Genomic DNA, 20,825 nt, shown 5'->3' on the forward strand with positions numbered 1-20,825 from the left:
TGGCCAGTAAGGTCGTCCGCGTGGATGTGGAGGACATTGCCGCCCGGCTCGGGGTGCCCTTCGAGGACGTCGACCGCGTGCACCGGCTCGCCAGCGACTTGCCGTCGGCTCCGTTGCCCGGCAAGGCCGACGTGCCCGCGATTCTCGCCCGGCTCGCGGTGCCGCCGGACGACGCCGCCGAGATCATGGCGGGGTGGCCCGACCCGGACTCTCCACTGTGGACTCCGGAGTTGCGCTGGCTGCTCGACCGCTCGATCGCCCTGGTTCGCGCCGATCTCGGCGGCACCGGCTGGCTGCCGCCCGGTCCGGAGCTACCGCGCGAACGCGGCCCCGCCTGGCGGCACCTGTATGTGTACGCGTATCTGGCCCTGATCGACGTGGTGCGGGGATATCACCGTGACCACGGGATCGCTGATGCCGTGTCGTGGGCGACCCTCGCGGACCTGGGCCGCAACCTCGCGATCGACCGGCGGATGCACGGCGAGGGCTGGCCGGTCATGCAGAGCTGGCTGACCCTGCACGCGCGCGGCGGCGTCTACGAGCTGGGCCGGCTGCAGCACCAGCGCGGCGGCACGGCCATTGGCCTGCACATCCCCGAGTCGGGACCGTTGACTCCCGAGGCGGTCGACGCCTCGCTCGACGAGGCCCGCGCGTTCTTCCCGCGCCACTTCCCCGACGAGCCCTACACGGCGTTCTCCTGCGGCTCATGGCTCCTGGACCCGCAACTGCTGGAGTACCTGCCCGCGGACGGCAACATCGTCCGGTTCCAGCAGAGGTTCGAGCTGGAGCCCTACGAGGAGCCGGAAGGGCTGGACGCCGACGTCGAGGTGCGGCGGTTCGTGTTCCGCGCCCTGACCACTCCGCTCGGCCAACTCCCGCGCCACACCGTGCTCCAGCGCGCGGTCATCGACCACCTGAAGGCCGGCCGCCACTGGTACTGGCGCCGCGGCCACTTCCCGATCTAGTGCTGTGACCGGATGGGGCAACCCATGGCGGTGGTCGTTGCGTACTAAGCGGCGACCGAGGAGGGATCCGTTGGATCGTGATCAGGAGTTCGGGGAGTACATGGACGCACGGGCTCTCGTGATGCTGCGCACCGCGTACCTGCTGTGCGGGGACTGGCATCGTGCCGAGGACATCGTGCAGATCGCGCTGACCAAGCTCTACGTGGTGTGGCCTCGCGTGCAACGCGGCGGCACGGTGGACGCGTATGTCCGGAAGATGCTGGTGCGCTCGGCGATCGACGAAAGCCGGCGCGGCTTTCTCCGGCGGGAAAGGGCCGTACCCGACCCGCCCGATGTATCGGTCCCAGTGGCCACGCCGGATCTCGACGTGCGGCGCGCGCTGGCCGCGTTGCCGCTCGGGCAACGCACGGTCGTGGTACTGCGGTACTGGGAGGACCTCAGCGTCACCGAGGTCGCCCGCCTGCTCGGCCGGACCGAAGGCACCGTGAAAAGCCAGGCGGCGAAGGGACTTGCCACGCTGCGCAACCTGCTTGGCACCCCAATGTTCGAGGAGCGGCGATGAACGACATCAAGCGGGTACTGGCGACTGCGTTCGAGGCCCAACCGCCGGTCCGGCTGGACCGGGCACAGGTGATCGAGAGTGGCCGGCGCCGGTTGTGGCGCCGGCGGATGGCGATGGCCGGTGGGACGGTGCTCGCTGTGGCCGCGATCGTGACCACGACCGTGTTCGTCGGATTTCGCCAGCCGCAACAGCTTCAGGTCGGTACGCCCATCGTGACGGGGTCAGGAGCCCAGACGCCGCCACCGTCATCGGCGGGCGTGGCGCAGCGGTTGACCAAGGTTCTTGCCGAAAGCCGGATCGTGCCCGCCGGGATCACGCTTCAGGCCCTTCCCGACAGCGGCGATGCGCTTCAGTTCCAATGGGAGCGCAACAGGTACGAGGCAGCGGCCGACCTCGTCAACAACCAGGGCGACGAGGGAACGTTGTTCGTGATGGTGGCCGAGAGCAAGGCAAACGACGCCAGGCCGACCTGCGCGCCGCCGAACACCTGCGTCCAGCGCGAATTCGGTGGACGATCGGTACAACTCACCACCGCGCCCATCGGTTCCCGGGGTGAGGTACTCCTGATGGCGCACACAAAACTCCCCGACGGCGTACAGATCTACGCGATGACGTCCAACGTGTCGGTCAAAGCCGCGACGCAGCACGGCAAGGGCGCATCCTCGCCGACCACCCCAGCCCACCTGCTCACCCTCGACCAGCTGGGCCAGATCACCGGGCTGGCCGGGTTGAAGCTCTGACCCGGCGGTCACCGGCTCGGTGCCGGGCAGCAGCGCCGCCGACCGGCACGCGGCGCTGCTGCTGCCACCGGCGGTGCGGCGGCGATCGTCGGGTGGACGATCAAAATTGCTCGGCCAGCAGGTCGATGACGTCGCGGATGCGCCGGCGCCGGGCGAACACGGCTCGTTGCCGGAACGCGCCGCCGGGGACGGATTTCAGTGCGGTCACCCGGCGGTCGACGAACTCGTCCTCCCCCGGGGCGAACTCTTCTCGCACGTGGTCGACCAGTCGCTGCAGGGCAACGGTGGCGGGCATCAATCGTTCCGCGAACGGATCGGGGCACAGCCCTTCGAGGCCGTCCTTGCCCGCTCGCCACAATGCGGCCGCGATCGTCTCGGTGGGGACGGGAGGTGCGTCGGCCCGTTGTTGCAACGCTGTGGCAGCCAATGCCCGGGTCAGCACAGCCAGGAGGGTGGCGTCCGGTGCGGTCGGCGCCACGTCGCACACCCGGATCTCGACAGTGGGATGTCGGGGGGACAGCCGGATGTCCCAGTAGATCATCTGCTCGTCAACGATGGCCCCGGTGCCCAGTAACGCTTGTACCGTCGCGTCGTAGTGGTCCGGCGAGTCGAAGTGCGGAGGTGGTCCGGCAGTCGGCCACATGGCGATGGTCTGGTGGCGCCAGCTGGCGTGGCCGGTGTCGCGGCCCGCGGCGAACGGCGAGTTCGCGCTCACCGCGAGCAGCACAGGCAGCCACGGCCGCAGGTAGTTGCTCACCCGCACGCCACTGGCGCGGTCCGGGATCCCGATGTGGACATGGCAGCCGCAGATGTTCGCGCTGTCGATCAGTGTTCCGAAGTGGGTGGCCATTCGTTCGTACCGGCGGTCGGCGGTCACCGCGGTCTGCCAGGTGTCCGGCTGGGGTGCGGTACCCGCGGGCAGCAGCCGCAGATCGTGCCGTCCGGCGGCCTTGGCGAGCTGGTCGCGTTGGGTCCGCAGGTGACCGAGCAGTTCGTCGGCGGTCGAGCACACCGGGGTGGCCGATTCGACCTGGCAGCGGACCAGCTCGGGCTGCAGTTCGCCGTCGGCGGGCGGGGCGTCGGCCAGGACGGCCGCGCTGGCGTTGCTCAGCCGGCCGTGCCTGTCGACCACCATGAACTCCTCCTCGACACCGAACGTGATCATCGGCGTCCTCCCGCGCTGGTGGCCATGGATCGGACGATGTCCTGGGCGATCGCGTCGGCTTCCCGGCAGAACGGGCTGTCCTGGCCCGGGCGGCCGGTGCCCACCTGGGTGAACCAGCGGGTCTTCTCGGTGGCCACCCCGATCGCGTAGATGTCGGGGTTGACCTGCCCGTCGGCGCCGATCACCCGGCAGGGCGCCGGGGTGATCGCCATGCCGCCGGTGGCGAACGCCTCGCCGGACACGGGGCTGGTGTTGACGAACTCGGTGATCAGGCCGTCGGCCAGCATCCGGCGCAGCAGCGGCATCGTCGTCCGGCGGATGTCGTTGCCCGGTACCCGCGCCTCTACCAGGGTTTCCGCGGTCCGGCGCGACCCGGCGACCTGTGGCGAGCCGATCGTGAACCGGCCCGTCCGGTAGTCAGTCCCGAAGCGCGTGCCGGGACCGGTCACGGTCACCACTCCAGCCCGGATCAACGCGACCAGGTGGGCGACATGCGCATCGGGCGGCCCGGCGGACAGGATGAAACTCAACGGGGCGAACCGGGACAGGAAATCCCGGTGTGAGTCCGGCAACAAGCCACCGAAGTCCACAACGGACGGCAACAGTGGACGGAGGCTGCGCAGCGTCTCCAGCCCGGCCTTGACCGGGCTGGCCTGAATGCCCTGACGCGCCTGGGCCACGTCCGCGCGCAGCAGGTTCACCAGGCGGCCGCTGAAAGCGGCGGGACTGCTGAACCGCTGTCCACGGAACGGGTTCCCGATCGTGTCCAACCGGAACAGACGACTGGGCAGGCCCTGCCGGGCGGCGCACGTGTCATACGCGGCCTGCGCCTCAGCGGCGAGCAGCGGCTCGACCTGCCGTGCGAAGTCGAGCTGAGCCGTGCCCCGCCGGGCGAAGGCTGCCGCACGCATCTGCGCAAGCCGTTGCTCGGTAAGGATTTTCGGGCGGACCGAGGTGTCCGGTGCGTGGCTGAACCGTGCTCTGGCCAGGAAGGGCAACCCGGTGCGGGACCCCGCGAGGATGACCGGCTCCCGCCCGCTGGGGCGGTACTCCACCCGCCCGGACCGGGCATGCGTGAACCGGCCGCCGCGGCCGATCGTCAGCGAGCGCACGATGTCGTAGAACGACAGTCCCAGCCCTCGTACGGCCACAGTGGTCCGCGAAGGGATGTCCTCAAGGGGCAGATCGGCCGCGATGTTCCCAGCCAGATAACGGCATTCCGCGTTCTGCCCGGCGTGCTCGGCGAAGCGCTGCTGCTCGTCGCTGAGTTCCTGCGGCGTGTGGCCCGTTGCGAGCACGACCTTATGAGCGAATATCGGCGCGGCGGCAGTGTCTACCGTGAGGACATAGCCCTTGGCCGACCGGGACAACGAGGTGACCTCGCCGAGCACCGGACGGACCGTGACGGACGGCGGAACATCTGCGCACAGCCGCTGAAAGGCGTCCTTCAGGTAGGCCCCGTAGACCCGCCGTGGCGGATAGTCGGTGGGCCCCACCGGTTCGCCGCACCAGGTCCCGCTCGCTGTCCATTCCACCAGCCCTCCGCCAGGCAGGTGGCTGTCCGGCGATCGAACCGTGACCTCGCCCCCGGTCGCGTTCATCGCCAGCCACTCGGGCTGGCCCGTGCGCCACACCCGGCCCGAGCCATGTTCCACGGTGTCAACGGCCCAGATCGTCACCGCACGGCGTTCGTAACCCGATCTCAGCCGGATCAGCAGGCGCTCCACCACGGACAGACCTCGCGGCCCCAGCCCCACGATGGCAACGGACAACCCACTGGATCCGGCGCATGTCATGTTCCCGACTACCCGGACTGCCGCCGACGAATCCGGACCTGGCGATAACCCTGGTCACACAGGGTGCCCTTCAGCGTTCTACAGTGGATTCGACTCAAGCCGGCAGGGACCAGCCGAGAACCACGGTGGTGCCGCCTGGGCCGGACATCAGCCGGAACACCTCGGCCACCAGTTCCATCATGGCCAGGCCGCGGCCGCGGAATCCGGGGTCTGCCGGGGGCGGGCGCCACAGCCCCTCATCCGAGACGATCACCCGCACCGCGTCCCCGGACCGCGTGTGGGCGGCGAAGATCGTCACCGTGCCCGGTGTGCTGGGGTATGCGTGCTCGACGGCGTTGCTGGCCGCTTCGTCGACGGCCAGCACCACGTCCTGCCTCTGCACCGCCGTCAGGCCGAGCCGGCCTGCCCAGCCGGTGAGCTGCGCCCGGATCAGGCCGACGTGTTCGGCCATCGCCGGCATCCGGGTGTAGATGTGCGGCCGGGAGGTATCCGTCTGGGAGACCACCTCGGCGGCGAAAGAAGGCAACGAGCTCGCCCAGTCGCGCAGCGCGGGGGCGGGTAGCACGGAATTGGGGTCGTCGGGCATCGGCGAGTCGTCACCCACTTCCGGAGAAGGCGTCACCGGAGGTCATACCCAATGGTCTTCCGTCCTAACCGAACGGCGATATCGCTACCGCGTTTCCGCTTCCTCGATCGACGGGTAGACCGCCAGGACCTGACCCAACCCGGTGACGTCGATGATCCGGCGCACGATCGGCGACATGCCGGCCACTCGCACCGAGCGCCCTGCCTGCTGGGCGTCCGCGTGGACCTGGAGCAGGACCCGCAGTCCCACCGAGCTCATGAAGGTGACCTTGTCCAGGTCGACGATCACCACCAGTGCTCCGCTGCGCATCCCCGTGCGCATGGCCTCCTCGAAGTCGGGTTGCGTGGCGATGTCGATCTCGCCGCTGACGTGCACCACGGTCGAGTGCTCGCCCGGTTCGACCGTCCAGCCCAACACGGATTCTGCCTTGCCCACGGTGTGCCCGCCTCATCGTGGATTGCCCGTCTGCCACCCTGGCCACGCCTGTTCACAGCCTGCGCGAGGTTCGGCCCTCACCTTAGCCGCACGGCGTCGTCGTTCGCTCGTGTGGGTGATCCACTCGAGGTGACTCGCGCCGAGGTCAGCGCCTGAATTGGGCGGTGCTCACCCGTCTGGTGGGCACCCCGTGACGGGTGGTTTGACCGTCGGGGCATCGGGGAATATGCCTGACGGTCGATGGCACGTATCGACGGCGTTTCCGAAGGAGGCGGGGGCGTGACCGGCAACCTGACCGACGCCGCGGACCGGTGGAAGCCTTTGAACGAGCAGTTGTGGCTGCTGCTGGACCACATCGCGGCCGACATACCGGGGTGCATGGGGGTCTCACTGACCACGAGGCAGCATGGTGGGCCGCTGTCCGTCCTGGCCACACATGGAATAGCCGAGTATCTCGCCGAGGCGCAACTGCGGCACGGTGGTCCCATCACGGCAGCCGCCGCCACGGGCGACCCGGTGGCGGCCCGCGACCTGTTCGCGGATGATCGCTGGCCCGCACTCGACCGGGACAAGCTGATCGAGCAGGCTCCCGAGCTGGCCGACCAGTTCCAACGCGTCCGCGGAGCCGCGGCGCATGCCGGGATTTGGAACGAGAACAACACCTTGGTGCTGGGCGCCGCACTGGACCGGCCGGCCGGCAGGGACACGCTGGCCGTGCTCATGGGGTACGAGCGGCTCACCGCGCTCACCCTGACCGTGGCCGAGACGGCGGCCAACGGCGCGGAGCAGATCCTGAGCCTGCTCGCCTCGCGTGCCGCCATCGAACAGGCCAAGGGCGCGATCGTCGCCGTGCGCCGGTGCAGCCCCGACGAAGCCTGGGAAACACTCCGGCGAGCCAGCCAGCAGTTCAACGTCAAAGTCCGCGACCTGGCCATCGCCCTGGTCGAGTACGTCGCGGACGCACCGACATCCAGCCAGGACGGGATACCGGCCGTCCAGCCCGGAACCGCAGCACGTCAAGCCGCGCAACTGCTGTGGGCCGCGTTCGCCGGCCCGCCGTCGCACGTCCGAAGCCCAAGATCATCACGCGAACGCGGCTTTTGAGTCACCAGGCTCCGCGGCAGGGTCGCGCAGTGGGTATCCCGCGCGATCCGCGAAGGACCGGCTGGCCGGCGCTCCACCGAGAGCCCACATCCTGGCCGTCCACTCTGGACGACCAGGATGACACCAACCCAGCCACGCCGATCCGTGCTACGCAACCCTTCCCGACTTCGCGCGCCCGGCCTGGAACCGTCCACATCGGACCGTTGGTTGTGGCCGGACGCGGCATTCCGGGCGAGTTCCCGACGGATAGCTATCACCTGTCTCAGAGTTGGTCACCACGCAGGGCACAGAGATGCACCGCCCTATTGATGTCCACAAAGGAATTGCACTCCGTGACCGGCGTACCTTTGCCATGCGATTGTTCCCCCAGCGGCTCACGGTGAGTTATCGTGGATTGGGTCTGTCCAGCAGCGTGGCGTCCCGTCAGGGTCCGCGCTGGATGGGCGAAGGGGTGTGTCGTGACGGCAACCAGAGGGACTGTCCGTCCTGGTGGCGAACGGTCCCCGCTGCGCATCAGGCTGTCCGCCGATCGTCCGGACGGGGTCATCGTCGTGCGGGTGAGTGGGTCGATCGCGGGCGATGACTGTCCGACGCTTGATCACTTCCTGCACACGAAGGTTCCTTGGCGCACAGGCCACGTCGTGATGGACCTCAGCGGGGTCACCCTGCTGAGCGCGGCCGGCATCCGCGTCCTCACCCGATATGCGAACAGACTCAACCAGCGCGGCCGTGGGTTCTCGCTCGTCGCGGTCAGTGAGCAGGTCCGGCGCACCCTCGAAGTTGCCTGGGCCGACGCCATGTTCAAGATCTACGACTCGGTTTCCTTGGCCGCGGCCGGCCACAGCAGCCTTCCCACGCCGCAAGTCACCCCCGACCCGCCGCAGGACCAGAACGATCGGCTGGTCACGGCGCTCGACCAGGTGCTGCGCCTGCGTGCGGCCACGTACACGAAACCGGTCATCGCCCGGGCGGTGGGCGTCATCCAAGGCCGCTACGGCATCGATGACGCCGACCATGCGTTGCGACTGCTCGGTCAATGCGCCAAAAACCATCATCTGCCCCTGGTCCTGCTCGCCAGAACCCTGCTGGCCACGCCCGCACCGACTGGTACCGGATCGTGGCTGCCGGATCGGCCCCATCGCACGGAACCTCTGCTGACCTTCTACGTCCGCCCGGCCGCACATCACGCCAACCGGATCGCAGTCGTGGCCGCTTTCCTTGACACAGCCGTGAAATACATGGCCACCACCATGGGAGCGGTGCACGTCGCCGACCCCCTCGGCGACGGGTTGTGCCTCGGGCAGCACCAAGGCCTGCCGGACAGCCTCGCCTTCCACCTTGTCGACCCGGAGGACGGCCACCAGGTGGCCCTGGCCGCGCGGGCGGGGCGTACCCGGATCACCATCCCCGACATCGCGGACACCACCACGAGCACGCAGGTTCCCGAGCAGACAGCACGACTGCTGATCCGGCTCGGCATCCACGCCCTGCAGTGCACTCCGTTGCTTACGCCCGAAGGCCACTGCGCCGGCACCATCACGACCTACCACCGCGACAGCGGCCACACAGCCAGTGAGCTGGCCTACGCCAGACTCGACCAGGCAGCGACGGAGCTGGCCGACTGGCTGGAGTGGCACCAGGCCACGATCGCCCGCGAGGCCCTTGAACAACTGCACCAACGCGCCACCGACACGCGGGTCAGATAGGCCGGTGAATGACGTCCGCTGGTCAGGCGGGTCGCGACGCCATCCCGCGCCGGAACGGCGGAATGGCAATCTGCGGACCAGCGGTGGAGTTCGTTCAGCGCACCAGAGTCATGCTCGGCGCTCCCCCGGTCCTGCCGTGGTCAAGGGTTGACCTTCGCGATCACGCGTTCGGCGAAGCGCTCCAGGTTCATGATCTTGCGGTCGAGCGGCTCGGTGTCGGGGCCGACGATGTAGGGCAGGCGGAAGCCGACGATCACGTCGGTGACGCCCTTGTCCTCCAGGCGCTTGACCCCGTCGGGGGTGTAGGCGTCGAGGGAGATCACGTGGATCTCGAACGGCGCGTCCTGCTTGCCCTCCGCGTGGCGGATCGCGTTCAGGCGGGTCAACAGCTCGTCCAGGTCGTCGGGGCCGCCGCCGTGCATCCAGCCGTCGCCGCGGACCACCGCCCGGCGCATCGCGGCCTCGCTGTGCCCGCCGACCAGCAGCGGGATCGGCTCGGTCGGAACCGGCGACATCTTCACCGAGTCGATGTCGTAGAACTCGCCGTGGAAGCTGAAGTAGCCGCCCGCGGTCAGGCCGCGGACGATGTCCATGCACTCGTCCATCCGGCGGCCACGCCGCTCGAACGGCACACCCATCAACGCGTAGTCCTCCGGCCACGGGCTCACCCCGACGCCGAGGCTGAGCCGGTTGCCGGTCAGGCAGGCGACCGAGCTGGCCTGCTTGGCCACCAACGCCGGTGGCCGCACCGGCAACTTCAGCACGAACGGGGTGAACCGCAGGGTCGTGGTGACCGCTCCCATCGCCGCGGTCACCGTGAACGTCTCGATGAAGTCCTTGTCCTCGAGGAAACTGCGGTCCCCGTCCGGCGTGTACGGGTAGGTGGAGTCGGAGACCTCCGGGTACGCCAGGCTGTCGGGCACCGTCATGCTCGTGTAGCCCGCCGCCTCGGCCGCCTGGGCCAACGGCAGGTAGAAGCTGGGGTCGGTCATCGCCTCGGCATAGCTGAACCGCATGCTCGGTGCCCTTCGTCAGGTGTCCGACCAGCCCAATTGTGACAACGCTAGTCATCTTGACAGTCATAGTCAATCGAGGTTCCATGGCCGGGACAGCCGGGAGACAAGCCATGACGTTCACGGTCATCCAGTGGGCCACGGGAGGCGTGGGACGAGGCGCCATCCAGGCGGTTCGCCGGCACCCCGATCTCGAACTGGTGGGTTGCTGGGTGCACAGCGCCGACAAGAACGGCCGCGACGCCGGGGAGATCGCAGGCGAACAACCCATCGGCGTGGCCGCCACCACCAGCGTGGACGAGTTGCTCGCCATGGACGCCGACTGCGTCGTCTATGCCCCGCTGCTGCCGGACGAGCAGGTGGTGACGGCGTTGCTGCGCTCGGGCAAGAACGTGGTGACACCGGTCGGCTGGATCTTTCCCGACCCCGCCCGGACAGCCGGCATCGACGCGGCCTGCCGCGACGGCAACGCGACGTTGCACGGATCCGGCATTCACCCCGGCGGCATCACCGAACGCTTCCCGCTGATGGTGTCGGCACTGTCGTCTGCCGTGACCCATGTGCGCGCCGAGGAGTTCTCCGATATCCGGACGTACGACGCTCCCGATGTCATCCGGCATCTGATGGGCTTCGGCGGTTCGCCGCGGCAGGCGTTGGCCGGTCCGATAGCAGGCGCGCTGGGTAAGGGGTTCAAGGCATCCGCAAGGATGGTCGTGCACGAACTCGGACTCGGCAGTGCCGCCACAATCCATACGCGGCAGGAGGTCGCGGTGGCGGCGGCGCCCATCGACTCACCGATCGGGACCATCGAGCCTGGGCAGGTGGCGGCGCGGCGGTTGCGGTGGGAGGCGAGGATCGGCGATCGACCCGTCGTGACGGCCGCGGTGAACTGGCTCATGGGCGAGCAGGACCTCGAACCGGCGTGGACGTTCGGGCCCGGTGGTCAGCGGTTCGAGATCGAGATCACCGGCGACCCGTCGGTGCTGGTCTCGTTCACCGGACTGCACAGCGAATCCGTCGCCGCGGGCCTGTCGCACAACCCTGGCGTGGTCGCCACAGCCAACCACTGCGTGAATGCGATCCCTTACGTGTGCCGCGCCTCGCCGGGAATCAAGACATACCTCGATCTTCCGCTGATCGCGGGCCGCGCGGCCCGGTGGCGGGCAAAGGAAACACGATGATGGCCACCCAGCGCCCAACGCTTCGCGACCGGCGGCGGGCCGAGCTTCGTGAGCGAATCATCCTGGCCGCTCTCCCGCTGTTCGCCGAGCACGGCTTCGACGCCGTCACGCTCGACGAGATCGCGGCGGCCACCGGGATCTCGCTGAGCACGCTCGTCCGCCACGTTTCGAGCAAGGACGACCTGCTCATCGACAGCGTGCACACCGGCCGCTCGCTGATCGTCGCCGGCTTCGAACAACGACCCGCGGGCGAACCGATCCGGGAGTCACTGGCGCGAGCGATTCTCAGCCAGGTCGAGCAGTTCGACGACCGGACCGAAACGGTCGAACTGTGGCGCCGGGCGATGGCGACGGCGCCCCAGCGGATCCGGCGAGCCGCATTCCTGGACGACGACGAACGCAGACGACTCATCGCGCTGGCATCCACCCGCATGAAGACGACCAACGAGCTCGCGGCGGGCGTCGTGGTCCACAGCGTGCTCGCCGCCGCCGAATACGCGTACGACTACTGGCTGAGCCAACCGACGAAACGCACACTCCGCGACCTGACCCGCGAAGCCCTGGACATCGTCAGCAGCCAGCCACAGTGACCACGGGATCCGAGGGGCCAAATGATCTACCAATGATCGTTCAGCCGCCGGGTATCCACGGAGGCGAGCCGTAGCTGAAGAGGTACTCAGCCGCGCGGCTTCATCGGGGCGGCGAAGTACGGCCGGCGCGAGTTCTCCACCGCTTCGAACCCGTAGCGGAGCATTTCCGTCTCGTATGCGGCGATCGCGGTGGACAGTGCACTCCGGCCGGCTGCCACGTCGGCGAGCCGGGCGGTGAGCAGCGCCGCGTCACGCAACGCGGTGTTGGCGCCTTCGCCGCGCCCAGGGGTCATGGTGTGGATCGCGTCGCCCAGCAGGGTGACTCCGGGTTGGCTCCACCGCTGGACCGGCCGGGCGCAGAAGATACCGAACGGGTAGGTGGCCTCGGCGTCGGCGTTGTCGATGATCGCGCGCAGGCCCGGGTGCCAGGTCGCGACCAGGTCCTCGGCGATCGCCTGCAACGCGGGACCGGTCGAGCCCCAGAACCGGCGTGCACCAACCAGTCCCTCCTCGCGCAGGCTGAGTGTCCAGCGCAGGTAGTCACCGGTGGCGGTGAGCCGCACGTGGGGAGCGAGCCGGGCGGTGGCCCGCGGGAAGGGTTCGATGGCGGTAAAGCGAGCGGCCCCGAGCGTGCGGCCGCGATCGTCCTTCGCGCGAGCCATGCCGTGCAGGAAGTCCGGGGGGATCCGGTCGGTCAGGGCGGGGGTGAGTGGGGTGCGGCCGTAGATGGACCGGCCGAAGTCGTCGAATCCGGCGTCGGGGACGAGCTGGCCGCGCACGGCGGAGTCGGCGCCGTCCGCACCGACGATCAGGTCGGCGTCTTCGCCGGCGCCATCGGCGAAGTGGGCACGAAGCCGGCCTGCCGGGCCGGTGTCGTAGCGGCGGAATTCGCTGTTGTAGCGGATCGCGTCGCCGAGTTCGGCGGAAAGGATCTCGCGAAGGGTCTGCCGGTTGACGCCGACACCCACACGCGGCCGGTCCACGGTCTGGGCGGGCAGCGGCCGGCGGAGGATCTCCCGGAGCCCGGCGGTGAACAGCACGAAGTCGCCGGTGGCCGCGGGTGAGGCGGTGGCCCGGTACAGCTCGTAGAGGTGGGTGGGCAGGCAGGCGCTCAACGCGGCGTCGCCGGTTTCGTTGATGTGGAAGCCATAGCCCTGCCGCCCGGTGGTCATCGAGGGGGCACGGTCGAACACGGTGACGTCGATGCCTTCGGCGCGCAGGCCTTGGGCCAGGCACAGGCCACCGATCCCACCGCCGATGACCAGTACACGGAGGTTGGTCGCGGGCCGGGCCGGATCGTGGCTGTCGCGCGGGACGCCCGGGTCTGTCATGCCAGCCAGATTAGCAGCCTGGACAGTAACTGTCACGACTGTTAAATGGCGGTCATGACCGCAAATGTCACTGCCGCTACCCTGGCTGCATGAACGCGACGCGCCACGGGAACGCCAAGCTCGCGCTGGTGCTCGGCGGAGGGTCGGCCCTCTCGCAGGTGGCCAAGGATCTCGGCACCGCACTCGACCGGGCCTTCGCCGACCTCGACCTGACCGCGCAGCAGGCCGCGCTGCTCATGCACGCCAGCCGCTCCGTCAGCAGCCCCTCCGCGCTGATGACGCGGCTGGGTACCGACACCGCGGGCATGACCAAGCTGCTCGATCGCCTGGAAGCCAAGGGACTGCTGCTCCGGCGGCGAAGCGCCGAGGACCGGCGCTCCGTGCTCATCGAGCTCACCGACACCGGCAAGCGACTCGCGCCCAAGGTGCCGATCGTCTTCGGCAAGATCACCCGGCAGCTGTTCGACGGGTTCACCGCCGACGAGCTCTCGGCGCTGTCCGCGATGCTGGACCGGATGAGCCACAACATCACCGGCAACCCCACGGCCTAGCTCGGACTTCCGATCGCCGCTGGGAATCAGCCGGCGACGGCGATCCGCACTCGTGGATGGCTCTGCCACTGCGCGTTGTCGGCGCTGAAGGTCGCGTCCCAGTCGATGAATGACGCGCACAGCTCGCCGTCGGGGGAACGCAGGTAGGTGAAGGAGGTGAAGGGGCCGGCCTGCCAGCCGCCGCCGGGCAACTGGTGCGGGGTGAACCGGTGCAGTTCAGGCAGCTCGGAGGACAGACCTTCGGCCTCGTCACCCTCCTGCACCAGAACCGAGGCTCCGGCCGGGCCTTGTTGCTGGACCAGCAGTTCGGCCAGCCTCGCGGGCTCGATCCGGGTGCAGGCCCATCGGCCGAACGCCTCGAACGCGGTGGGAGAGGTCAGCGCCACCTGACCGGTTCCCGGCACGGTGGCGACCAGGGTGGGGCGGCGGGTCATGCCGTCCGACGGTGAGCCGAGGTAGACCGCGCGGAGGTCCAGTCCGGGCTCGAACGGTTCGCTCACCAGCAGGTACCCGGTGCGCCGAGGCACGAGGAAGCCGCGTTCGCCGCGGGTCACCGCACCGGCCATCACCACGTCGTCGCAGCCCGCGGCGATGGCGGCGGCCCTCGCGGCCCTGGCGTCGTCCTGTTCGGTCACCGCACACCGTCCAATGCACATGTCACCATCAGGGCCAGATCATGCCGGGCCTGCCCGGGGGTGAAGCCGGCCGGGATCGAATAAGCCGCCGCCAACGCCGGGTAGCTGGCCCGGTAGGTCTGGCTCACCCGGCGGGCGACCTCGTTGGGCTGCATGGTCACCAGCCACCGGTACTCCGCGGGCACCACGTCGGGGTTGCCTGCGACTCTGGCGACACTCAGCAGGTAGTCGCGCTGGGCCATGAACGCCTGGTATTCCGCCATGAAGGTGAGCAGCGGCTGACCGTTGGCGTGCTGCAGGAAGTGAACCGACTCGTGCACGAGGGTGCCCGCCATCGCCTGAGCGTTGCGTTCCGCGACGAACAGCATCCGCAGCTCCGGGGAGTAGAAGCCGTTCGCGGCGCCGACCGAGGCCAGGTCCCGCAGCGCGGCGGCCAGCTTCGCGGGATCGGTCAGCTTCGCCCTGATGGCCGCCTCCGACATCAGGCAGACCCGGTCCTCCCGCATCAGCTTCGCCGCGAACTCGGCGAACACGTTGTTCTCGGCACCGATTTCGAGCATCAGCTGGGTCAGTGTGAGGTTGGCCTGGGTGCGTGCGCCCGTACCCAGTGCGGCCACCGCGGCTTGGACCCGTTCGACGACCGCGCTGTCCGACTGTGCTCTCGCGATGACGCGCTCGGCCAGCGCCGCGTCCGGAACGACGCGGCGGATCTCCGCGGCGAACCGCTCCACGTCACCCGCCATCGTGAGTGCGCGTTCGGCCTGGGCGACCCGCCTGGCGATGCCGATGGCCGAGCCGACGTCCATGCCGATGCCGACGATGTCCATGACGATGGGCAGCAGCTGGGGCTGGTTGCGGGAGATGTCCGCCAACGCGGGATCGACGGACACCTGTCCGGCGGCCGTTTCCGCCCGGTACTGCTGCACGTCGTGGCCCAGTTGTGCCAGCCCGATACCCGCACTCACCCCGGTGGCCGCCGCGGCCACCACGAAGGCGCCGCCGGCCGTGGCGATGCCCGCGACGACGCCCGCGGTGATGGCCAGAGCGGCCACCGCCACCTCGCGAGCGTGCTCCTCCGACCGTTCCCGCTCCCGGTGACGTTCGATCACCTGGCCGAGCGGGCCGGACGACGGGATCCCCAGCGCGCGCCAGGTCAGCTCGGGCACGTCCCGCAGGTCCCACAGCTTGAGCGTTCCGTCGGCGATGTTGGCCCGCGTCCGGGCGATGTTGTCGAGGGTGCCGGTGGTCCACGACCCGATGAGCTGCTCACGTTCGCCTTCCGGCAGCCCGGCGATGCTGCCCGGGCGGTAGCTGTCGCTGAGCAGGATCGGGTAGGCCAGCCCCTGCGCGGAGCGTTCACCCGCCTGCTCGGCCTCCAGTTCACCGATCCGCGCGTCCAGTGTCGCGATGGCGGTGTTGTCCCGGGTCATCTCCTCCAGGCCCTCGGGCACCCCGCCGGGCAGCGTCTCACCGCCCGGCCGCAGCCGCGCGTCCACCTCCTGCCGCTGCCGCCGCAGGTCCGCGATCTGGTTCGCCCTGGCCTGCAGCCGCCGGTCGGCGTTGAGCAGGCCCTCCACGTCGGCTGAGCACACGTTCGACCGGTAGCGCGTCTGTTCCCTGCGGACGACGTTCTCGTTCTCGGTCAGCATCGTGTCCGCGATGGCGTGTGCCCGTGCCGCCCACATCGCCGGGAAGCCCTCCTCGACCCGGTGCCGCAGCCCCGCCTCGTCCGTTCCCAGCTCGTGCAGCGCGGGCCAGATCCGCGCGTTGAGAGCGTCGATCTCCTGGGTCAGCGCCTGGGCCTGACTGCGCAGATCCGCCATCAACTCCGGTGACGCACCAGTGCCGCCGGACAGCTCCTCCCCACGCGCGAGCGCCTCGTTGCGTCGCTGGTAATCGACCTGAGCCGCGTTCACCTCGTTGAGCTGCCGCCACTTCTCGTCCCTGGCGAGCAGGTTCTCGTACACCGGGAACCCGGACAGCAGCGTGCCGAGCGAACGCTGGTCCTCTTGCGACATCGGCGAAACCTGCCTGAGCACCGTCGCCTGGTAGGCCAGTTGCCGCACGTCCTCCGCGGACATGCCGGGGCTGGGCGCGGGCGCCGCCACGACCGGGTCGCGCTGTACCAGCAACGAACTCACTGCCCTGTTGCCCGCACTGCCCTGTAACCGCAGCAAAGCGCCGACGACACCTGTCTCCGGCTCGGTCTCCCGGTCCTGCACGGTCAGGCCCGGCCGGGTGCTGCGCTGATCAAGGTCACGCATGGAGCCGCCTCCATCCCCTCACCCCACTTTGGCACCCCCAGCACCAAGGCGATAGCGGCCCGCGTGCACCTCCGGCAGCCCTTTCGGACGCACCTGCGGGAATGACGGCGACGTTCCACCGGTGCGGGATCGCGTGGTGATCTGATTTCCGAATACGGACCGTCAGGGGTCAGTGCGCACGATAGGTTCCCGCAATGGCCGATTCGGTGACGTCCCTGGAGGACACGCTGCGCCAGCGTGCCAGTGCCACTGTTGTGATCATCCTAGGTACCGCGGTGACCGTGGCTGGTTACGTGGCGTCCAACTACATCGGGCTGCTCCTGGTGGGCCTGGCCGTGACCAGCGTGGGTATCTCGTGGCGGCTGGAGGTCCGGCGCCGCACACGCATCGCCAATGGCGCCCAGGCGATCCGGGCGTTGTGGACGCTGACGCGCTGCATCCCGGACCATCGGCTGGTGGTCGACCCGGTGACCCGGCGAGTCTTCGGCGCTCACCGACGGCCCGGGTTGCTCAACTTGTTCGTCCTGCGTTATCCCGACGAACCGGGCGACGAGAGCGACGTCCTGATCACCCACTACCTGGTTGGGGCGTTCGGCAGGCCGCATTCGCCGCCGCTGGTGCGCCACGAGGAAACGATGTCCGAGGACCCCACCACCCCCGCACCGGCAAGGACCATGTCCAGGAACGAGGCGCGAGACCTGCTGGCGTTCGGCGACGCGACCGGCGTTCTCGCCGCCGACATCGAGGAGATCCGCTCCCTGACCGCCGAACTGACACGCGCATTGGCCGTCTGAAACTCCTTCGCCCGGCTGAGCGGCGAACAGCTCGCTTGTCTCTTGTGGACGTTGGTGATTTCGTGGTCAGGCGGCGCTTCACGCTGGGCGCGGCTGCATCCCTCCAGTGCCTGTTTCAGCAGGTCCGCCGGATCTGGCGCCGGGCCGGGTTACGCTCTCGGCAGCGGGCGGCTGGGCGAATCCGCCCGGAGGGGGAGAGTTGTCGACATCGGACACGTCGGGACTGGCATTCGGGATCCTCGGCCCGCTCGAAGTGACGCGTGGCGGCACGCCGGTGCCGGTGAACGGGCCGAAACTGCGGATCATGCTGGCGGCGCTGCTGCTCCGCCCGAACGCGACGGTCCCGGTGGACCGGCTCGCCGAGGAGCTGTGGGGCGACGAGCAGCCCTCGACCGCGCGCAAGAGCACTCAGCTGTACGCGCAACGGCTGCGGCGCGCGCTGGGTGAGGCCGTGATCGAGACGCGGCCTGATGGGTATCTGCTGCGGCTGGAGCCTGGGCAGCTGGATCTGCTGCGTTTCCGCGCCCTGGTCGAGCGGGCCCGTACCGCGGAGCCGGCGGCCGAGCGGACGCTGCTGGCCGAGGCGCTGGCCTGCTGGCGTGGCGCGCCGCTGGTGGATGTGCCGTCCGAGTCGCTGCAGCGCGACCATGCGGTGCCGCTGGCCGAGGAACGGCTGCGCGCCAGGGAGCGCTACCTGGAGGTCAGCCTCCAGCTGGGCGCGCATCGCGAGATCATCGGCGAACTCGCCGCTCTGACCAGGGAAAACCCCTGGCAGGAGTCGTTGTGGGTGTTGTACATCCTCGCGTTGCACCGCAGCGGGCGGCAGGCGGACGCCCTGGAGACCTACCGCGATGTGCACCGGATGTTCACCGACGAGCTCGGCGTCGAACCCGGACCGCGGCTGCGCGCGGCACACCGCGCCATCCTGACCGCGCAGGAGGAGATCCCGCTCACCGAGCCGCTGCCCGCTGTCTGCCAGTTGCCCGCCGACCTGCCCAGCTTCTCCGGCCGGACATCGGACCTGGCGAACCTGGACGCGCTGCTCGGCGACCCGCCCGGGCACCGCACCCTGGTGATCGCCGGACCTGGCGGTATCGGCAAGACCGCGCTGGCCGTGCACTGGGCACACCGGGTGGCCGAGCGGTTCCCGGACGGCCAGCTGTTCGTCGACCTGCGCGGGTATGCGTCGACCTCGCCGTTGTCCAAGACCCAGGCGATGACGTTGTGCCTGCGGGCGCTCGGCGTGTCCTCCACCCACGTGCCGATGACACTGGACGAGCAGGTCGTGCTGTACCGGACGATGCTCGCCCGGCGACGGGTGCTGGTGGTGCTGGACAACGCGGCCGACGCCGACCAGGTCCGCCCGTTGCTGCCACCGAACCCCGGCTGCGCGGCGCTGGTGACCAGCCGCAGCGACCTGCGCGGGCTGACCGTGCTCAACGACGCGCAAGTGCACGCCCTGGATGTACTGTCCACTTCGGACACCCGGGTGCTGCTCGCCGACCTGCTCGGCGCCGACCTGGTCGATGCCGAGCCCACGGCCGTGGACCGGCTCGCCGATCTGTGCGGATACCTGCCGCTGGCGTTGCGGATCGCGGCGGCGAACCTGCTGGGCGGCAAGCACGCCCGGGTCAGCGACTACGTGGCCGCGCTGCGCGCCGACCCGCTCGCGGAGCTGGCCATCGAGGGCGACCCGGACGTCGCCGTGCGGGCCACCTTCCAGCTGTCGTACCAGGCGCTCGACGAGCCAGCGCGGCGGGTGTTCCGGCTGCTGGGCCGCGTGCCCGGCCCGGACTTCGACCTGGCCGCGGCCGCGGCGCTGACCGGCGCGGCCGAACAGACCCGCCGCTGCCTGGACCGGCTGGTCGCGGCGAGCCTGCTGACCCGGCGCGGGCCGTCCCGGTTCCAGTTCCACGACCTGGTCCGCGAATACGCCGCCGACCGCGCGCGAGCCGACGAGACACCCGAGGAGCTGGCGGCGGCCGACACCCGGCTGTTCGACCACTACCTCGGCATCGCGTCCGCGGCCACGCAACGGCTGTTCCCGCTGTTCCGGCGGCTGCTGCCCGGTGCGGGCGAACCCACCGTGGCGTTCGACGACGACGAGCCGGCGATGCGCTGGCTCGACACCGAACGGCCGAACCTGGTCGCCGCGGCCGAACGCGCGACGAGCTGCCCCGGGCTGCGGCACTACAGCGTGCTGCTGGCGGACGCCCTGCGCGGCTACTTCGCCGGACGCGGCCTCGCGGCGGACGGGCTGGCGGTGGCGAACGCGGCGCTGGGCGCGGCACGCGAGGCCGGTGACCGCCGCGCTGAGGTCGCCGTGTTCGTGCTGCGCGGGATGATCGCGTACAACCTCAGCGACTACGACGCCGCGCTGGCCCATTTCGAGGAGGCCCTCGAAGGCAGCGTCACCGTCATGGACCCGGCGGCCGAGGCGGAGGCGCGCCACGGCCTGGGCCGGGTGTGCTCCCAGCTCGGCAAGCCCCACGACGCGACGCGTCACCACGAGCGCGCTCTGGCCATCGCGCGGCAGGCGGGCGACGAGAGCACCGAGGCACGGGAGATCAACTACGTCGGTGTCTCGCTGCTGTCGCTCGGCCGCGTCGAGGCGGCGATCATGTGCCACACCAAGGCGGCGGAGCTGAGCGCACGGATCGGCAACCAGCACATCCGGCTGCTGTCGCTCAACGGCCTCGGCCTGGCCCACTGGACCGCCGGGCGGATGCGCGAATCCGCCGAGTACCACGAGGAAAGCCGGCGGCTGGCCGACCAGTGCGGTATGCGGCACGGTTTCACCTCCGCGCTGGTCTGCCTGGCCGAGACCTACTGCGACCTCGGCCGCTACGGCGACGCGGAGAAACAGGCCCGGCAGGCCCTCGAACAAGGACGCGAACTCGGCGAGCGCCGCCACGAGGCGGGCGCACTGGAGATCCTCGCCACCGTCGCGCGGCGGCGTGGCCGGTTCGCCGAGAGCATCGAGGGATACGCGGTGGCTCTCGAACTGTCCCGGAAGATCAACTTCCGCTACGGCGAAGCGTCCATCCTCATCGGACTCGCCGCGGCCCACCGCGCCATCGGCCGCCCCTCCGACGCGGTGACACACACCGAACTCGCACTGGCCAAGATGAACGAGACCGGCATGCGCGTCCTCGAATGCGCCGCCCTCACCGAACTGGCGGCCGCACACCTGGCGCTGGGTGACGGGCCGACCGCCACCCGCGACATCGGCCGGGCACTGAAGATCGCCCGTGAGGACGGCCAGCGGCTGAACGAGGCCCGCGCTTTGCGGGTGGCTGCCGCGATCCGTGAGTCGTACGGGGAAACCGCCAAGGCCGCCGAGCTGACTTCGGCGGCCCTGGAGATCCTCACCGACTTGGGTGTCCCGGACTTGTGAGCGTTCCAGG

The 20,825-nt window shown here is 69.7% G+C and carries 18 protein-coding genes; 10 read left to right on the forward strand and 8 right to left on the reverse strand.

Going from position 1 to position 20,825, the window contains the following annotated elements; translation table 11 throughout:
* Positions 1 to 20 precede the first annotated feature (20 nt).
* The 3 genes from AB0J95_RS22325 (at position 21) to AB0J95_RS22335 (ending at position 2,267) form a co-directional block, all read left to right on the forward strand.
* Positions 21 to 965, forward strand: coding sequence for an acyltransferase domain-containing protein (locus AB0J95_RS22325; protein ID WP_364760738.1), 945 nt, complete (start codon positions 21 to 23; stop codon positions 963 to 965).
* Positions 966 to 1,035: 70 nt separating this feature from the next.
* Positions 1,036 to 1,527 (forward strand): SigE family RNA polymerase sigma factor, encoded by a 492-nt coding sequence (locus AB0J95_RS22330; protein WP_364760741.1) that lies wholly within the window; start codon positions 1,036 to 1,038, stop codon positions 1,525 to 1,527.
* Entirely contained in the window at positions 1,524 to 2,267 is a 744-nt protein-coding gene (locus AB0J95_RS22335) for a hypothetical protein (protein ID WP_364760744.1), read from the forward strand. The genes AB0J95_RS22330 and AB0J95_RS22335 overlap by 4 nt, the downstream gene beginning before the upstream one ends.
* Before the next feature lie 100 nt (positions 2,268 to 2,367).
* Here the strand turns inward: AB0J95_RS22335 and AB0J95_RS22340 are convergent, their stop codons facing one another.
* The 4 genes from AB0J95_RS22340 to AB0J95_RS22355 form a co-directional block, all read right to left on the reverse strand.
* Positions 2,368 to 3,432, reverse strand: a complete 1,065-nt coding sequence (locus AB0J95_RS22340; RefSeq protein ID WP_364760747.1) for a glutamate--cysteine ligase — start codon at positions 3,430 to 3,432, stop codon at positions 2,368 to 2,370.
* On the reverse strand, positions 3,429 to 5,228 hold the full coding sequence (locus AB0J95_RS22345; RefSeq protein WP_364760750.1) for an FAD/NAD(P)-binding protein: 1,800 nt from the start codon (positions 5,226 to 5,228) through the stop codon (positions 3,429 to 3,431). Before AB0J95_RS22345 ends, AB0J95_RS22340 begins: the two co-directional genes overlap by 4 nt.
* 94 nt (positions 5,229 to 5,322) lie before the next feature.
* On the reverse strand, positions 5,323 to 5,850 hold the full coding sequence (locus tag AB0J95_RS22350; RefSeq protein ID WP_364760753.1) for an ATP-binding protein: 528 nt from the start codon (positions 5,848 to 5,850) through the stop codon (positions 5,323 to 5,325).
* Positions 5,851 to 5,898: 48 nt separating this feature from the next.
* Positions 5,899 to 6,231: an STAS domain-containing protein gene (locus tag AB0J95_RS22355; protein ID WP_364760756.1), complete on the reverse strand. Its 333-nt coding sequence runs from the start codon at positions 6,229 to 6,231 to the stop codon at positions 5,899 to 5,901.
* Positions 6,232 to 6,528: 297 nt separating this feature from the next.
* Between AB0J95_RS22355 and AB0J95_RS22360 the strand changes: the two genes are divergently transcribed.
* Positions 6,529 to 7,353 carry an ANTAR domain-containing protein gene (locus AB0J95_RS22360; protein ID WP_364760759.1) on the forward strand — a complete coding sequence of 275 codons (825 nt, stop codon included), beginning with the start codon at positions 6,529 to 6,531 and terminating at the stop codon, positions 7,351 to 7,353.
* 458 nt (positions 7,354 to 7,811) lie between these two features.
* Positions 7,812 to 9,059, forward strand: a complete 1,248-nt coding sequence (locus AB0J95_RS22365) for an STAS domain-containing protein (RefSeq protein WP_364760762.1) — start codon at positions 7,812 to 7,814, stop codon at positions 9,057 to 9,059.
* Between the two features lie 140 nt (positions 9,060 to 9,199).
* Here the strand turns inward: AB0J95_RS22365 and AB0J95_RS22370 are convergent, their stop codons facing one another.
* The gene (locus AB0J95_RS22370) at positions 9,200 to 10,075 is read right to left on the reverse strand and encodes a TIGR03619 family F420-dependent LLM class oxidoreductase (RefSeq protein WP_364760765.1); all 876 of its coding nucleotides are present in this window, start codon (positions 10,073 to 10,075) and stop codon (positions 9,200 to 9,202) included.
* A 110-nt stretch (positions 10,076 to 10,185) separates the two neighbouring features.
* Here AB0J95_RS22370 and AB0J95_RS22375 point away from each other — a divergent pair, with 110 nt between their 5' ends.
* Both AB0J95_RS22375 and AB0J95_RS22380 read left to right on the forward strand, forming a co-directional pair.
* Positions 10,186 to 11,253 carry a hypothetical protein gene (locus AB0J95_RS22375; RefSeq protein WP_364760768.1) on the forward strand — a complete coding sequence of 356 codons (1,068 nt, stop codon included), beginning with the start codon at positions 10,186 to 10,188 and terminating at the stop codon, positions 11,251 to 11,253.
* A complete protein-coding gene (locus AB0J95_RS22380; protein ID WP_364760771.1) occupies positions 11,250 to 11,843 on the forward strand; it encodes a helix-turn-helix domain-containing protein in 594 nt (197 codons plus the stop codon). Before AB0J95_RS22375 ends, AB0J95_RS22380 begins: the two co-directional genes overlap by 4 nt.
* 86 nt (positions 11,844 to 11,929) lie before the next feature.
* Here the strand turns inward: AB0J95_RS22380 and AB0J95_RS22385 are convergent, their stop codons facing one another.
* Positions 11,930 to 13,174: an FAD-dependent monooxygenase gene (locus tag AB0J95_RS22385; protein WP_364760774.1), complete on the reverse strand. Its 1,245-nt coding sequence runs from the start codon at positions 13,172 to 13,174 to the stop codon at positions 11,930 to 11,932.
* An 89-nt stretch (positions 13,175 to 13,263) separates the two neighbouring features.
* Here AB0J95_RS22385 and AB0J95_RS22390 point away from each other — a divergent pair, with 89 nt between their 5' ends.
* Complete coding sequence (locus tag AB0J95_RS22390; protein WP_364760777.1) at positions 13,264 to 13,725, forward strand: MarR family transcriptional regulator; 462 nt, start codon at positions 13,264 to 13,266, stop codon at positions 13,723 to 13,725.
* Positions 13,726 to 13,751: 26 nt separating this feature from the next.
* Here the strand turns inward: AB0J95_RS22390 and AB0J95_RS22395 are convergent, their stop codons facing one another.
* Entirely contained in the window at positions 13,752 to 14,360 is a 609-nt protein-coding gene (locus AB0J95_RS22395; RefSeq protein ID WP_364760780.1) for a hypothetical protein, read from the reverse strand.
* Entirely contained in the window at positions 14,357 to 16,624 is a 2,268-nt protein-coding gene (locus AB0J95_RS22400; protein ID WP_364760783.1) for a hypothetical protein, read from the reverse strand. Before AB0J95_RS22400 ends, AB0J95_RS22395 begins: the two co-directional genes overlap by 4 nt.
* Before the next feature lie 194 nt (positions 16,625 to 16,818).
* On the opposite strand from AB0J95_RS22400, the gene AB0J95_RS22405 reads away from it, so the two are divergent.
* Positions 16,819 to 17,418: a hypothetical protein gene (locus AB0J95_RS22405; RefSeq protein WP_364760786.1), complete on the forward strand. Its 600-nt coding sequence runs from the start codon at positions 16,819 to 16,821 to the stop codon at positions 17,416 to 17,418.
* A 199-nt stretch (positions 17,419 to 17,617) separates the two neighbouring features.
* Positions 17,618 to 20,815 carry a tetratricopeptide repeat protein gene (locus AB0J95_RS22410; RefSeq protein WP_364760789.1) on the forward strand — a complete coding sequence of 1,066 codons (3,198 nt, stop codon included), beginning with the start codon at positions 17,618 to 17,620 and terminating at the stop codon, positions 20,813 to 20,815.
* The last annotated feature ends 10 nt before the right edge of the window (positions 20,816 to 20,825 follow it).

Origin of the sequence: Actinocrispum sp. NPDC049592 (assembly GCF_040675465.1) — a bacterium.
Taxonomy (GTDB): domain Bacteria; phylum Actinomycetota; class Actinomycetes; order Mycobacteriales; family Pseudonocardiaceae; genus Kibdelosporangium.